A 14,171-nucleotide genomic window follows, 5' to 3' on the forward strand; every position below is an offset into this window, starting at 1 on the left:
AATTTTCATACAGTAATACAGAAACAAAATTTACTTTCTATTCCTATAAAAAATGAAAAAAGGAAACCCAGTATTAAACTGGGTTTATTTTTTCACTGTGATAGCAATTTTTCTATAGGGTTCCTCTCCTTCACTATAGGTTTGTACGAAGGGGTTCCCCTGTAGGGTTGAATGAATGATCCTTCTTTCATAAGGATTCATGGGCTCTAAAACAATAGTTTTCCCAATCTTTTTTACTTTTCTAGCCATTTTATTAGCTAATCTTATTAATGTTTCTTCTCTTTTTTTCCTATAGTTCTCTGTATCTACAAATACCTTTAAGTACTCATCTCTATTTTTATTAACCACTAAGCTTGCTAGGTATTGTACAGCATCTAAGGTTTGTCCTCTTCTACCAATAATAACGCCCATATTCGGTCCTTCTAGGTATATATTTAATGTGTCTTTTGATAATTCAAATTCCATTTGTACTTCTAATTCCATTCCTTTAAATAAATCCTTTAAAAAAACTTTTACTTCTTCTTCTGGACGGTCAATAACAGTAAGTCTAACTTTTGCCATCTTTGTACCAATAAAACCTAAAAATCCTTTAGTGGGTATTTCTAAAATCTTTACTTCTACTTGATCTCTAGTCTTTTCTAACTCTTTTAATCCTGACTGTATAGCCTCTTCAATTGTTTTTCCTGTGGTTTCTATTACCTTTGTCATTAATTTGAACCCTCCTTTAAATTAGAATAGGGTTTGTTAATAACAATTTGTTGTATCGCTTGAAATAAGTTACTTATTACCCAATATAATGTTAATCCTGCTGGAAAACTTCTTCCCCACCAGAAAATCATTACTGGGAAGAAATACTTTAGCATATTTTGTGTTGGATCTTTTTTGTTTGGGGTAGCCATGGTAACACTAGATAAATAAGTGGTTGCCCCTGCTAATAAAGGTAGTATCCATGGATCGGCTGCTGACAGGCTTGGTAGCCATAGAAAGCTTGCATCTACTACTTCTTGTGCAAAACCATAGTTTTCGGGAGCTCTTAACACTGTAAATAAACCAATAATGATTGGAAATTGAATTAATAAAGGTAAACATCCTCCAAAGGGATTGACATTATGCTCTTTATATAATTCCATCGTTTTTGTATTCAATTTTTCTTTATCATTTTTATATTTTTCCTGTATTTCTTTAATTTTAGGTTGTATTTCCTGCATTTTCTTCATGGATTTTGTTTGCTTAATGGTTAAAGGAACCATTATCAGCTTAACTATAACTGTAAAGATAATAATAGACAATCCATAATTTCCTATTAATTGATATATCAACCTCAATAATGCGCCTAACGGTTGTGCAATAGCGTTCAAACTCAAAACCCCCTAAATATTTATTATTTTTTTAAAGGATCATAACCCCCTGGATGAAAGGGGTGGCACCTTAATATTCTCTTTAACGTTAAATATGTTCCTTTGAAAAAACCATAAGCTTCATATGCTTCAATACTGTATTGAGAACAACTTGGATAAAACCTACAGGATGGTTTTTTTAAAGGAGAAATCCATTTCCTATAAAAGGATAAAATTCTTATACAAGCCTTAGACATAGTATTCTCTCCAAATCAAACAATATCCTTCACGCTTTTTTTAATAAATTCTTTTTTTTTAATAAATGAAGTAAGGCACTTTCTATTTCTTGATAGGTAGCTTCATTACACCCCTGCCTTGCTATAAATACTATATCATATCCTTTTTTTATACCCTCATCATTTAATCGATAGCTTTCTCTGATTTTTCTTTTCACTTTACTTCTAATAACACTTTTTCCTATCTTTTTGGAAACTGTGAAGCCTGCCCGGTTATAGTCTAGATTATTCTTCTTGATATACAAAATCAACAGCTTATTAGCCATAGAATTACCTTCTTTATACACAATACGGAAATCTTCATTCTTTCTTAATCTATTGGCAGCCTTCATTTATTTTTCCTCCAATTCATCCTCCCCCTACTTTATCTACGTAACCAAAAACTGAGTTTGTTGAAAAAGTCTTAGGTTCTTGTCCTTCTCAATGTAACAAAGTAATAATCTTGCTTTCTTATTGCACTCTTTGACTTTTTCAACAGCTTAACTATTAAAACCTTTTTTAAAACACAAAACCTAACTACAGAAAAAGGCCACATAGTGCGGCCTTATGCTGTTAATCTCTTTCTGCCTTTTAATCTACGACTTTTCAATACATTTCTACCATTTTTAGTCCTCATTCTCTTTCTAAAACCATGTTCTTTACTTCTCTGTCTTTTTTTTGGCTGATAGGTTCTTTTCACAAGTCCACCCCCTTCAAGTACTTCATAAGTACTCCTATATAATCATTTTGGTTAATAATCATAGGTTCAGCAGTTTATTTTTGAACATACTACAAAATAAATTATAACGGTATTGATAAAATGTGTCAAGAAAAATGCTTGACAGTAGCTTGTGAATAAAAATATTAACAAGCTATAACTATGTGGATAATTTTAATAAACCTGTTGAAGCTTTTTTATAAAATTGATATTATATCTTTGCTTGTTGATAATCTTTATAAAAACAATCACAATTTCCTCACTTATTCACAGTTTGTGGATATTGTTGTGTATAAAGTGATCCTTTTCTTTAACTTTAATTTCTATATAACTATTTTACTATTTTTTCCTGTGTCAAAAATAGTTGTTGATATTGTTAATAAGTCTATATATAATATAGGAAAACGCTTTTTTACTTATTTATCCACATCTTTATTAATAACCATGTTGATAAATTTTATTACTTATTTTTTAGAGAAATTTCTCTAGTTTTTGTTTTTGTTGTGGATAATTTGTGGGATAACTTTTTTATGACTACCTTTATTTACATAAAACTTATATCAAAAGGGTTTTTTTAATACTAAATTGTAATTTAATTTACTTCAAAGATGTATTGCTTAATTTCTAATTTGTCTAGAGTGAACTTTTGCTAATACACTGAAAGATAAAAAATTAAACAGGGGGATTTTTATTATTATGAAGGATCATCTACCTACTATTTGGGAAAAAACACTTCTTTTAATCAAAACAGAATTAACCGAAGTGAGCTTTAACACCTGGATTAAAGCAATAGAACCTATTTCATTAGAAAATGATAAAATCATTTTAGGTACACCTAATGATTTTATTAAAGATATTTTGAATACTCGTTATATCACGCTGATAAGCAATGCTATTAAACAGATTACAGATAAACAATACACGATTAAAATAATAATACCTACAGAAGACAACATAAAAACCTTAGATAAAAGCAACAGACGTGCTTCTAAATCCTCTGTAGAAAGCCTTTCTAACCTTCAATTAAATCCAAAATATACTTTTGATACCTTTGTAATAGGAAATAGTAATAGATTTGCTCATGCAGCCTGTGTTGCAGTAGCTGAATCTCCTGCTAAAGCCTATAACCCTCTTTTCATATATGGAGGCGTTGGTTTAGGTAAAACCCATTTAATGAACGCTATTGGCCATTATATATTACAAAATAACCCTAATACAAAGGTTGCTTATGTATCTTCTGAAACCTTTACAAATGAATTGATTAATTCTATACGAGATGATAGAAATGTAGAGTTTAGAAATAAATATCGTAATGTAGATGTTCTTTTAATCGATGATATTCAGTTTATTGCTGGTAAAGAAAGTACGCAGGAGGAATTTTTTCATACCTTTAATGCTCTACATGAGTCTAATAAACAGCTTATTATTTCTAGTGATAGGCCCCCAAAAGACATACCTACCCTTGAAGATCGTTTAAGAACTAGGTTTGAATGGGGTCTTATTACCGATATACAACAACCAGATTTTGAAACAAGAACTGCTATTTTAAGGAAAAAAGCACAAATGGAAAATATAGATGTTCCTGATGAAGTAATGCTTTTTATTGCTAAAAAAATTCAATCCAATATTAGAGAATTAGAAGGAGCTCTTATCCGTATTGTTGCTTATTCCTCCCTCACCAATAGTGATGTAACCATAGACCTAGCCAGTGAGGCTTTAAAGGAAATTTTTTCTTCTAAGGCAAGACAATTAAATATACCTCTTATAAAAGAGGTAATCTCAAATGCTTTTGGTGTTAAATTAGAGGATATAGATTCTAAAAAAAGGACAAGGGCTATTGCATATCCTCGCCAAATAGCTATGTATATCACTAGAGAATTAACAGATTTATCTCTTCCTAAAATAGGAGAAGAATTTGGAGGCAGGGATCATACAACAGTAATGCATGCTCATGAAAAAATTTCTAATGAGATTAAAAATGACCTTCATTTAAAGGAAAAAATAGAAAAAATTATAAAAGAATTAAAAGGCGTTTAAATAAGGTCTACCATCAACAGCAAAATGTGTATAATTTTTAATAACTTATAAAAGTTTTTATTTTTATTGAATATGTGGACAAAATGTTACATACTTTTAACATTCTTTCCACATGTGGATAATCGATAATTTATATTGTTTAACTCCCTTATCCACAAATTAACAGGCCCTACTACTATTACTACTATATTTTTTTATTAATTATATCTATTTTAGAGAAGGAGGATATCCACAAATGCGATTTTCGTGCCAACAAAAAACATTAGTGAATAGCATTAATATCGTTCAAAAAGCAGTCTCATCTAAGACAACTCTACCCATATTAAAAGGTATTTATTTAGAAGTCTTTAATAGCCATTTAAAATTAGTTGCTACAGATTTAGAAATAGGGATAGAACATGTACTAGAAGTCAATACTTATGAAGAAGGATCAGTTGTTATAGATGCAAGATTATTTAGTGAAATTATAAAGAAATTACCAGATGCAGAAGTAGAAATTGCTTTAAAAGAAGATAATCATCTCTATATAAAATGTGAAAATAGTGAATTCAATATAATTTCCCATAATCCAGAAGATTTTCCAGAGCTGCCGACCATTGAAGAAGAGTATTCCTATGAAATAACTGAAGATTTATTTAAAAACATGATAAAACAAACAGTATTTGCTACTTCTCATGACGAATCAAGACCAGTATTAACAGGGGTTTTAATGGAAATAGAGGAGGATACCTTAAATATGGTAGCCTTAGATGGATATAGATTAGCTTTAAGGAAAGGCAAAATACAAGGACCTATTGACAATAAAGTTATTATTCCCGCCAAAACCTTAAGTGAAATAAATCGTATTATTTCCGAAGAAGAAAATATACATATTACTTTAACAGAAAATCATGGACTATTTACTATCGGTAACACAAAGCTAATATCTAGACTACTGGAAGGTGAGTTTATTAACTACAAACAAATATTACCGAAGGAATACAAATCAAAAATAAAAGTAAAGACGAAAAGTTTATTAGACAGTATAGAGAGAGCCTCTCTATTAGCGAGAGAAGGTAAAAATAATTTAGTGAAATTTGTAGTTGATGAAAACAGGTTAAACATTACTTCAAATTCGGAGTTAGGTAAAGTTCAAGAAGATGTTTATATAGATCTTGAAGGTGAAGCTATAGAAATAGCTTTTAATTCTAAATATTTTATTGATGCTTTAAAAATTGTTGAAGATGAGGAAGTTTATTTAGAGTTTACCACCAATTTAAGTCCAGGTATATTAAAGCCTGTATCAAATGATAATTACACTTATTTAATTTTACCAGTAAGATTATCTGCCGACTAGTTTAAGCCCAGCATAAAATGCTGGGTTACTATTTTGTAAAAAACAAGGAGGAACAAAAATGTTAAAGGAATTTAAGTTAGAAGGTGAATATATAAAACTAGACCAATTACTAAAAATAACTGAAGTTGTAGATAGTGGGGGTCATGCTAAAATCCTCATCGTTAATGGTGAAGTTAATGTTAATAATAAAATAACAACCCAAAGAGGTAAAAAAATTAGAGTTGGAGATGTTGTTGAAGTAGAAGATATACAGATTAAAGTTGTTTAATTATAATAAAGGACGAGACAAGGGTGAAAAACAGGAGGCTTATCATAATGATTGTAGAAGAATTAAAGTTGATTAACCAAAGAAATTATAAAGAGCTTCAACTACAATTTCATCCTAAACTTAATGTAATCGTGGGAGAAAATGCACAAGGAAAAACTAATATATTAGAAGCTATCTATGTAGGTGCCATAGGTAAATCCTTTAGAACCAATAAAGATCAAGAAATGATTAAAATGTTAAAAGAAAATGCTTATATTAAAGTTAAAGTACGTAAAATAACTGATAAAGTAGAAATAGAAATACTATTAAGTAAAGAAGTTAACAAAAAGATAAAAATAAATAAGGTTCCTTTAATAAAATATGGAGATTTATTAGGGAACCTAAATGTAGTTTTGTTTTCACCTGAGGATTTAAAAATAATAAAAGAAGGGCCTAACGAAAGAAGAAGGTTTATCAATAATGACATATCCCAGATATCACCTAAATATTATTACACTTTAACTCAATATAATAAAATATTGCAGCAAAGAAATAAATTATTAAAAAATTATAAAGGTAATAAAATAAATATAGAGATATGGAATGAACAGTTAACGAATCAAGGTGCTTCTTTAATGATTTATCGTAGAAATTTTATTAAGCGTATAGCTATATTAGCAAAATTAATGCACAGAAAAATAACTGAAGGATCTGAGTCATTAGAGGTTCAATATGAAAGTAATGTTAAAGTTAAAGATGATGAAGAATTAAAAGATATTAAAGTAAATTTTTTAAAAAAATTAAAAGAATTACAAGATGTAGAGATAAGAAGAGGTTTAACATTAGTAGGACCACATAGAGATGATTTAATTTTTAAAATAAATGGATTAGAGGTTAAAAACTTTGGTTCTCAGGGACAACAAAGAACATCAGTCCTTTCATTAAAATTAGCAGAGCTGGAACTAATGAAAGGAGAAGTAGGAGAATATCCAATTTTATTACTGGACGATGTCATGAGTGAGTTAGATGCCAAGAGACAAAATTATTTAATTCATAATTTAAAAAACATCCAAACCTTTATTACCACCACCAATATAGAACCATTAAACATAAATAATGATAAAGAATACACCTTGTTTGAAGTAGTAAATGGAGAAATTAGCATAATCTCTCCAAAAAAATAGTAATATCTTTTATTCAAAGGAAAGAAAGGTTATAATAGAATAATGGGATTAAACAAATAATGGAAGAAGGGAGGAACAGATAATAAAATGTTTCTTCATCTCGGCGGAGAATTTGTTGTTAATGTAAAGGATATCATAGCTATATTAGATATGGAATCCACTTTAAAGTCTAAATATAGTAAAGAATTTTTAAAAGTATGTGAGGAAGAAGGTTTTATCGAAACGATATCTCAAGAGGAACCTAGGTCCTTTATTATTGTAGAAAGAGTAGAAAATAAAAGCAAGTCTAATAAAGGTAACCATAAAATTACTATTTATCAATCTCCTATTTCTACATTAACATTACAAAAAAGAGCTGGTTTTATTAAAGCTCTACCTAATGATCTAGTGGATAGTTAATATAGTAGTATTTTTTTATATTTATATAAGAATATACATAGTTATATATATTTATCTTTGGTGTATTGCTAAACCTACTGCTTCTTACAGAATAGGGAGATGAAGCACTACATCCTCAAAATAATACTAGTTATAATTCAATAATAAATAGAAATTTTTTTTGGATTAAACCTTATTTTTACAAATAATTATAGTTCAAATAAAGATGTTTCAACAAAAGTAATCTTATTTTATTAAGAGGATTATTTTGTTCTAAGTAGGAGGTTAAGAAATGGAAAATAAAATAAACGACAAAATTCAAGAGTATAATGCTGAACAAATTCAAGTGTTGGAAGGATTAGAGCCTGTTAGAAAACGTCCAGGTATGTATATTGGAAGTACAAGCTCCAGAGGATTACATCATCTTGTTTACGAAGTAGTTGATAATAGTATAGATGAGGCTTTGGCAGGCTATTGCGATACAATAGAGGTTATTATAAATGAAGATAACTCTATCAAAGTAACTGACAATGGACGTGGAATTCCTGTAGATATACATCCTCAAACAGGAAAATCAACACTAGAAACCGTATTAACCGTATTGCATGCTGGAGGTAAGTTTGGCGGTGGGGGTTATAAAGTATCAGGAGGATTACATGGTGTAGGAATTTCAGTTGTAAATGCATTATCAGAATATCTTGAAGTAGAAATTAGAAGAAATGGTAAGATTTACTATCAAAAATACGAAAGAGGAACTGCTTTACAAGAAGTAGAGGTTGTAGGAGAGACAAATGAAACTGGTACAACAATGTATTTTAAACCTGATGTAGAAATCTTTGATGAATTAATTTATCGTTTTGATACATTAGAGTATCGTTTAAGGGAACTTGCCTTTTTAAATAAAAGTATAAAAATAATATTAAAGGACAAAAGAGAAGAGGAAGAAAAAGAAAAAAGTTTTTATTATAGTGGTGGAATTAAAGAATTTATTAACTACTTAAATAAAAATAGACAAGCCTTACATGAAAAAATTATTTATTTTGAGAAAGAAAAAAATGGAAGTATTGTAGAAATAGCTATGCAATATACAGATGCCTATACAGAAAATATTTTTAGTTACGCAAATAATATAAATACCCAAGAGGGTGGAACACATTTAAGTGGCTTTAAATCTTCATTAACAAGAGTCATTAATGATTATGCGAGAAAAAATGGGTTTTTAAAGGAAAAAGACGTTAATCTATTGGGAGAAGATATAAGAGAAGGGTTAACTGCTATTATTTCTGTAAAATTAGAAGATCCTCAATTTGAAGGACAAACAAAAACCAAACTAGGTAACAGTGAAATGAGAGGATTAGTAGAATCTCTTACAGGAGAGTTTTTGGATAGTTTTTTAGAAGAAAACCCTGTAGAAGCAAAACAAATTGTAGAAAAAGGTTTAAGGGCCCAAAGGGCTAGAGAAGCTGCTAAAAAAGCTAGAGAATTAACGAGAAGAAAAGGCGCCTTAGAAAACACTACCCTACCAGGAAAATTAGCTGATTGTTCTGAGAAAGATCCTGCATTAAGCGAAATTTACCTAGTAGAGGGAGATTCTGCTGGAGGTAGTGCAAAACAAGGGAGAGATAGAGCTACACAAGCTATTCTACCTTTAAGAGGAAAAATTTTAAATGTTGAGAAGGCACGATTAGATAAAATACTAAATTATAATGAAATAAGAGCTATGATTACTGCTTTTGGTACTGGAATAGGTGATGAGTTTGATATAGAAAAATTACGATATCATAAAATTGTCATCATGACAGATGCCGATGTAGACGGTGCTCATATTAGAACCTTGTTATTAACCTTCTTCTTCAGATATATGAAACCATTGGTAGAGCTTGGTCATATTTATGCTGCTCAACCACCTTTATATAAAATAAAGAAAGGCAAGTCAGAGTATTATGCTTACTCAGACAAAGAGTTAAATAAAATATTAGATGAAATTGGAAGAGAAACGAAAGCAGATATTCAAAGATATAAAGGACTTGGAGAAATGAATCCAGATCAATTATGGGAAACTACTATGAATCCAGAGCATAGAACATTGCTTCAGGTAACAATAGAGGACGCAGCAGCAGCGGATGAAATATTTATTACTTTGATGGGAGATAAAGTGGAGCCCAGAAGAGAATTTATTGAAGAAAATGCAAAATACGTTACAAATTTGGATATATAGGGGGAATGACAAATGACAGAAGAAAATAATAAAATTGTCCCTATAGGTATAGCTGATGAAATGAAAAAATCTTATATGGACTATGCCATGAGTGTTATTGTGGGAAGAGCTCTTCCTGACGTAAGGGATGGACTAAAACCGGTTCATAGAAGAATCTTATATGCTATGATTGAGTTAAACACTACTCCAGATAAACCTCATAGAAAGTCAGCCCGTATTGTTGGGGATGTTTTAGGTAAATATCATCCTCATGGAGACACAGCAGTTTATGATGCTATGGTAAGAATGGCACAGGATTTTTCTACTAGATACCTATTGGTGGACGGCCACGGAAACTTTGGTTCAGTTGATGGAGATAGCGCTGCTGCTATGCGTTATACAGAAGCTAGACTTTCAAAAATTGCTATGGAAATGATTAGGGACATTCAAAAAAACACGGTTGATTTTACTCCTAACTTTGATGAAACATTAGAGGAGCCTTCTGTGTTGCCTAGTAAATATCCTAATTTATTGGTAAATGGTTCTAATGGTATAGCAGTAGGAATGGCTACATCTATTCCTCCCCATAATTTAGGAGAGGTAATAGATGGTGTTATTACTCTTATAGATCAACCTGAAGCGGGAATAGAAGAAATAATGGAAGTTATTAAGGGACCAGATTTTCCTACAGGTGCTTCTATCTTAGGAAAAGAAGGTATTAAACAAGCCTATAGAACCGGTAGAGGAAAAGTAAGGGTAAGGGCAAAAGCAACCATAGAAGAAACACAAAAAGGAAGACAGCAAATTATTGTTACAGAAATACCTTACCAAGTAAACAAAGCAAGATTGATAGAAAAAATAGCTGATTTAGTAAGGGATAAGAAAATAGAAGGTATTTCAGACTTGAGAGATGAAAGTGATCGTACTGGCATGCGTATTGTTATAGAGCTTAAAAGGGATGCCAATGCTAATGTGGTATTAAACAAGCTTTACAAACACTCTCAAATGGAAGATACTTTCAGTATAATCAATATTGCTTTAGTTAATGGACAGCCAAAGGTTTTAAACCTTCATGAAATACTAAAGCATTATATTGATCATCAAAAAGATATTATTATAAGAAGAACAAAATTTGACTTAGATAAAGCTGAGGCAAAAGCCCATATTTTAGAAGGCTTAAAAATTGCTTTAGATCATTTAGATGAAGTGATTAAACTAATAAGATCCTCTAAAACTGACCAAATTGCAAAAACAGGTTTAATGGAAAACTTCCATTTATCAGAAAGACAGGCTCAAGCTATTTTAGATATGAGACTGCGTCGTTTGACTGGACTAGAAAGAGAAAAAATTGAAGAAGATTATGAAGAAACAATGAAATTAATCAAGGAATTAAGAGAAATATTGGCTAGTGAAGCATTAGTATTAAATATTATTAAAGAAGAACTAGTAGAAATCAAAGAAAAATATGCTGATCATAGAAGAACCGAAATAACTTTTGATGCAGAGGAAATCAATATAGAAGATATGATTGATGAAGAAGATGTGGTTATCACATTAACACATTTTGGTTATGTAAAGCGATTACCTATAGACACTTATAAAAGCCAAAGAAGAGGTGGAAAAGGTATAGCTGCTGTTACGACTCGAGAAGAAGATTTTGTAGAAAAATTGATTATAACCTCCACCCATGATTATTTATTATTTTTTACAAACAAAGGAAAGGTATATAAACTAAATGTTTATGAGCTACCAGAAGCGAAAAGACAAGCAAAGGGAACAGCTATTGTAAACCTATTACAATTAGAAGCAAATGAGCATATTGCTGCAACCATACCAGTGGGAAGAGAATGGAAGTCACAATATCTAATGATGGCAACAAAAAATGGTATCATCAAGAAGACTCAATTAAATCAATTTGAAAATACCAGAAGAAGCGGGTTAATTGCCATAAGTATTAGAGAAGATGACGAGCTTATAGGTGTAAAGCTAACGGATACTGAAGAAGAAATCATTATGATTACTGCTAAAGGAATGGCGATACGCTTCAAAGAAGATGATGTTAGAGATATGGGTAGAGGTGCTATGGGAGTAAGAGGTATTAATTTATCAGAAGAAGATAAATTAGTAGCTATGGAAGTAGCAGAGGATAGTAAAGATGTCTTGGTTGTAAGTGAAAAAGGCTTTGGGAAAAGAACTGATTTAAGTCAATATAGATTACAATCTAGAGGTGGTAAAGGAATAAAGACCTACAATACCACCGATAAATCAGGCCTACTAGTTGGAGCTAAAGTGGTTACAGATGAAGAAGAAATATTACTGATAAGCAATGATGGGATAGTCATAAGGCTAAATGTAGACAATATTTCTAAAATGGGCAGAAATACAAAAGGTGTAACTTTAATGAGAACAGATGAAAATAAAAGCATTGTATCTATTGCTCAAGTACCAAAACATGAAGTAAAAGAAAGTGAAGAAAAAGAAGAATAAAGAAGATGAATAGAATTATTAAAAAAATGTTTAGAAACACTATAGGTGGGGAAAAAATAGAATAGAAGCCGAAAGCTTTTTACTTCAACCCCCATATTCAATGTCGCAAAGGTATGTTCACCATACCTTTGCATTTTTGTCTAGTATATTGTGGGATGGTACAAAGGTAAAAGATTTGTTATAATAAATTAATGTAAGTATTTAAGCATAAAAAATTTTATAATTTTTTTAAGGGGGGAAGCTTATGTCACTAATGATAAATAAGAACTATGATGAGGTAAGTAAAACATGGAAGATACAACTAGATGGAGAAGTTGATATTTATACCGCAGGAAAATTAAAGGAAACCTTTATAAAAATGCTAGAAGAAAAGAAAGAAAGTATAAAGATTGATGCAGGAAAATTAGAGTATATAGACAGTACAGGATTAGGTGTACTAATAGGGGTTTTAAAAAAATTAAAAGAAGAAAATAAAAACATTATATTTTTAAACATAAAACCAAACATAAAGAAATTGTTAAACATAACAGGTTTAGATAAAATTTTCATAATAGAGGGGTGAGTTTAATAAATATGTTAAATATAAAGGAGCAGATGAGTATGAATAACAAAAGTAAAGATTTAATAAAATTATCTGTACCTAATAAACCAGAGTATGTTGGTGTCATAAGATTAACCGTAACAGGGATCGCTAACAGAATGGGCTTTGATATCGAAAAAATGGAAGATATAAAAGTTGCTATATCAGAAGCCTGTACCAATGCAATCACTCATGGTATTTGCCAGGAGGAGAACAATTTTAGTATTGAGTTTTTGTCTGATGAAGAAAAATTAGTTATATCTGTATCGGATAATGGAAAAGGCTGTTTATCTCAAAACATCAAACCACCAGTGTTAGAAGACCCTAGAGAAGGAGGGCTGGGCGTATTTATTATAAGATCATTGATGGATGAAGTTGAAATACTATCTAATAATGGAAAGGGCACAATTATAAAAATGACAAAATATGTGGGGGATGATATTTAATGAAAAACTTAGCTAAGGCTTCTGAAGTATCTTTCGATATAAATAAATCCCTAAAGGAAATGACGGAAAAAGAACTATTTCAAGCATACAAAGAAACAAAAAGTATAGAAATAAGAAATGAATTAGTAAATAGATACCTATATATAGGAGAAATATTATCAAAAAAATTCTTAAATAAAGGTATTGAATACGAAGACATTTATCAAGTAGCATCTTTGGGTTTAATTTATGCAATCGAGAGATTTGATTTAGATAGAGGTTTTGAATTTTCTAGTTTTGCTACACCTACTATTATAGGAGAAATTAAAAAGTATTTTAGAGATAAAGGATGGGCTATCCGAGTACCGAGAAGAATTCAAGAACTGTCAAAAAAGATTAATTCTGCAAAAGTAACTTTACAACAAAACCTTCAAAGAACACCAAAAATAAAAGATATAGCTGAATATTTACAGTGCTCAGAAGAAGAAGTAATAGAAGCTATGGAGGCAAGTCAAGTATATACCCCTAAGTCTTTAGATTTAACCTATGATAATGATGGGGAAGATAAGGACATACAAATGATCGATCTAATAGGGGAGAAGGATAAAAACTTCGATAACATTGAAAACTCAGACTTTATAGCAAAAGCAATGGAGAAATTAAACGAAGTAGAGATAAAAGTATTAAGAGATAGATTTTTTGATGGGAAAACACAAATAGAAGTAGCGAAACAATTAGAGGTTTCTCAAATGACAGTATCTCGTATGGAAAAGAAAATAATTGAGAAATTAAAAAAAGAATTTAACAAAACAATGGTATAATTATTTTCCAAGAAACACCATATAAAAAGCCTTTGACAACAGAGACCAAATTTGATATAGTAGTAAAAGTCGCCGCTGAGGAAGGGGCGCAGGGTAAGAAGAAAAAGCCAGCAAAGAAAACACTTTAAAAGGCAGGAAAAAAGAGAAGT

General features: G+C 30.4%; 15 protein-coding genes. 10 read left to right on the plus strand and 5 right to left on the minus strand.

Annotated features, from left to right (window positions below):
• Positions 1-84: 84 nt before the first annotated feature.
• From jag to rpmH, 5 genes are all read right to left on the minus strand, one after another.
• A complete protein-coding gene (gene jag, locus BMX10_RS15875; RefSeq protein WP_090446470.1) occupies positions 85-708 on the minus strand; it encodes an RNA-binding cell elongation regulator Jag/EloR in 624 nt (207 codons plus the stop codon).
• Positions 708-1,358 (minus strand): YidC/Oxa1 family membrane protein insertase, encoded by a 651-nt coding sequence (locus tag BMX10_RS15880; RefSeq protein ID WP_090446472.1) that lies wholly within the window; start codon positions 1,356-1,358, stop codon positions 708-710. Before BMX10_RS15880 ends, jag begins: the two co-directional genes overlap by 1 nt.
• Before the next feature lie 23 nt (positions 1,359-1,381).
• Positions 1,382-1,594, minus strand: a complete 213-nt coding sequence (gene yidD / locus BMX10_RS15885) for a membrane protein insertion efficiency factor YidD (RefSeq protein WP_090446474.1) — start codon at positions 1,592-1,594, stop codon at positions 1,382-1,384.
• A gap of 29 nt (positions 1,595-1,623) precedes the next feature.
• On the minus strand, positions 1,624-1,965 hold the full coding sequence (gene rnpA, locus BMX10_RS15890) for a ribonuclease P protein component (protein ID WP_090446477.1): 342 nt from the start codon (positions 1,963-1,965) through the stop codon (positions 1,624-1,626).
• 212 nt (positions 1,966-2,177) lie between these two features.
• On the minus strand, positions 2,178-2,312 hold the full coding sequence (gene rpmH, locus BMX10_RS15895; RefSeq protein ID WP_090446479.1) for a 50S ribosomal protein L34: 135 nt from the start codon (positions 2,310-2,312) through the stop codon (positions 2,178-2,180).
• A gap of 714 nt (positions 2,313-3,026) precedes the next feature.
• Between rpmH and dnaA the strand changes: the two genes are divergently transcribed.
• The 10 genes from dnaA to BMX10_RS15945 all read left to right on the plus strand — a co-directional run bounded on the left by dnaA (position 3,027) and on the right by BMX10_RS15945 (position 14,022).
• A complete protein-coding gene (gene dnaA, locus BMX10_RS15900) occupies positions 3,027-4,367 on the plus strand; it encodes a chromosomal replication initiator protein DnaA (RefSeq protein WP_090446481.1) in 1,341 nt (446 codons plus the stop codon).
• Positions 4,368-4,602: 235 nt separating this feature from the next.
• Positions 4,603-5,703: a DNA polymerase III subunit beta gene (gene dnaN / locus BMX10_RS15905; RefSeq protein ID WP_090446483.1), complete on the plus strand. Its 1,101-nt coding sequence runs from the start codon at positions 4,603-4,605 to the stop codon at positions 5,701-5,703.
• 58 nt (positions 5,704-5,761) lie between these two features.
• On the plus strand, positions 5,762-5,971 hold the full coding sequence (locus BMX10_RS15910; protein WP_090446485.1) for an RNA-binding S4 domain-containing protein: 210 nt from the start codon (positions 5,762-5,764) through the stop codon (positions 5,969-5,971).
• Between the two features lie 47 nt (positions 5,972-6,018).
• A complete protein-coding gene (gene recF, locus BMX10_RS15915; protein WP_090446487.1) occupies positions 6,019-7,134 on the plus strand; it encodes a DNA replication/repair protein RecF in 1,116 nt (371 codons plus the stop codon).
• Between the two features lie 87 nt (positions 7,135-7,221).
• Positions 7,222-7,533 carry an extracellular matrix regulator RemB gene (remB, locus tag BMX10_RS15920; protein ID WP_090446489.1) on the plus strand — a complete coding sequence of 104 codons (312 nt, stop codon included), beginning with the start codon at positions 7,222-7,224 and terminating at the stop codon, positions 7,531-7,533.
• A gap of 271 nt (positions 7,534-7,804) precedes the next feature.
• Positions 7,805-9,730 (plus strand): DNA topoisomerase (ATP-hydrolyzing) subunit B, encoded by a 1,926-nt coding sequence (gene gyrB, locus BMX10_RS15925; protein WP_090446491.1) that lies wholly within the window; start codon positions 7,805-7,807, stop codon positions 9,728-9,730.
• 12 nt (positions 9,731-9,742) lie between these two features.
• A complete protein-coding gene (gene gyrA, locus BMX10_RS15930; RefSeq protein WP_090446493.1) occupies positions 9,743-12,196 on the plus strand; it encodes a DNA gyrase subunit A in 2,454 nt (817 codons plus the stop codon).
• A gap of 244 nt (positions 12,197-12,440) precedes the next feature.
• The gene (locus tag BMX10_RS15935; RefSeq protein ID WP_090446496.1) at positions 12,441-12,758 is read left to right on the plus strand and encodes an STAS domain-containing protein; all 318 of its coding nucleotides are present in this window, start codon (positions 12,441-12,443) and stop codon (positions 12,756-12,758) included.
• A gap of 38 nt (positions 12,759-12,796) precedes the next feature.
• Positions 12,797-13,222, plus strand: coding sequence for an ATP-binding protein (locus BMX10_RS15940; protein WP_090446500.1), 426 nt, complete (start codon positions 12,797-12,799; stop codon positions 13,220-13,222).
• Positions 13,222-14,022, plus strand: coding sequence for a SigB/SigF/SigG family RNA polymerase sigma factor (locus BMX10_RS15945; protein ID WP_090446498.1), 801 nt, complete (start codon positions 13,222-13,224; stop codon positions 14,020-14,022). Before BMX10_RS15940 ends, BMX10_RS15945 begins: the two co-directional genes overlap by 1 nt.
• Positions 14,023-14,171 lie beyond the last annotated feature (149 nt).

The organism is Natronincola peptidivorans, from assembly GCF_900111615.1.
GTDB lineage: Bacteria > Bacillota > Clostridia > Peptostreptococcales > Natronincolaceae > Natronincola_A > Natronincola_A peptidivorans.

Bases quoted from the DNA above. Each gene is read 5' to 3' on its own strand.
- jag (WP_090446470.1), bottom strand. From the start codon at position 708: ATGACAAAGGTAATAGAAACCACAGGAAAAACAATTGAAGAGGCTATA.
- yidD (WP_090446474.1), bottom strand. From the start codon at position 1,594: ATGTCTAAGGCTTGTATAAGAATTTTATCCTTTTATAGGAAATGGATT.
- rnpA (WP_090446477.1), bottom strand. From the start codon at position 1,965: ATGAAGGCTGCCAATAGATTAAGAAAGAATGAAGATTTCCGTATTGTG.
- dnaA (WP_090446481.1), top strand. From the start codon at position 3,027: ATGAAGGATCATCTACCTACTATTTGGGAAAAAACACTTCTTTTAATC.
- dnaN (WP_090446483.1), top strand. From the start codon at position 4,603: ATGCGATTTTCGTGCCAACAAAAAACATTAGTGAATAGCATTAATATC.
- BMX10_RS15910 (WP_090446485.1), top strand. From the start codon at position 5,762: ATGTTAAAGGAATTTAAGTTAGAAGGTGAATATATAAAACTAGACCAA.
- recF (WP_090446487.1), top strand. From the start codon at position 6,019: ATGATTGTAGAAGAATTAAAGTTGATTAACCAAAGAAATTATAAAGAG.
- remB (WP_090446489.1), top strand. From the start codon at position 7,222: ATGTTTCTTCATCTCGGCGGAGAATTTGTTGTTAATGTAAAGGATATC.
- gyrB (WP_090446491.1), top strand. From the start codon at position 7,805: ATGGAAAATAAAATAAACGACAAAATTCAAGAGTATAATGCTGAACAA.
- gyrA (WP_090446493.1), top strand. From the start codon at position 9,743: ATGACAGAAGAAAATAATAAAATTGTCCCTATAGGTATAGCTGATGAA.
- BMX10_RS15935 (WP_090446496.1), top strand. From the start codon at position 12,441: ATGTCACTAATGATAAATAAGAACTATGATGAGGTAAGTAAAACATGG.
- BMX10_RS15940 (WP_090446500.1), top strand. From the start codon at position 12,797: ATGAATAACAAAAGTAAAGATTTAATAAAATTATCTGTACCTAATAAA.
- BMX10_RS15945 (WP_090446498.1), top strand. From the start codon at position 13,222: ATGAAAAACTTAGCTAAGGCTTCTGAAGTATCTTTCGATATAAATAAA.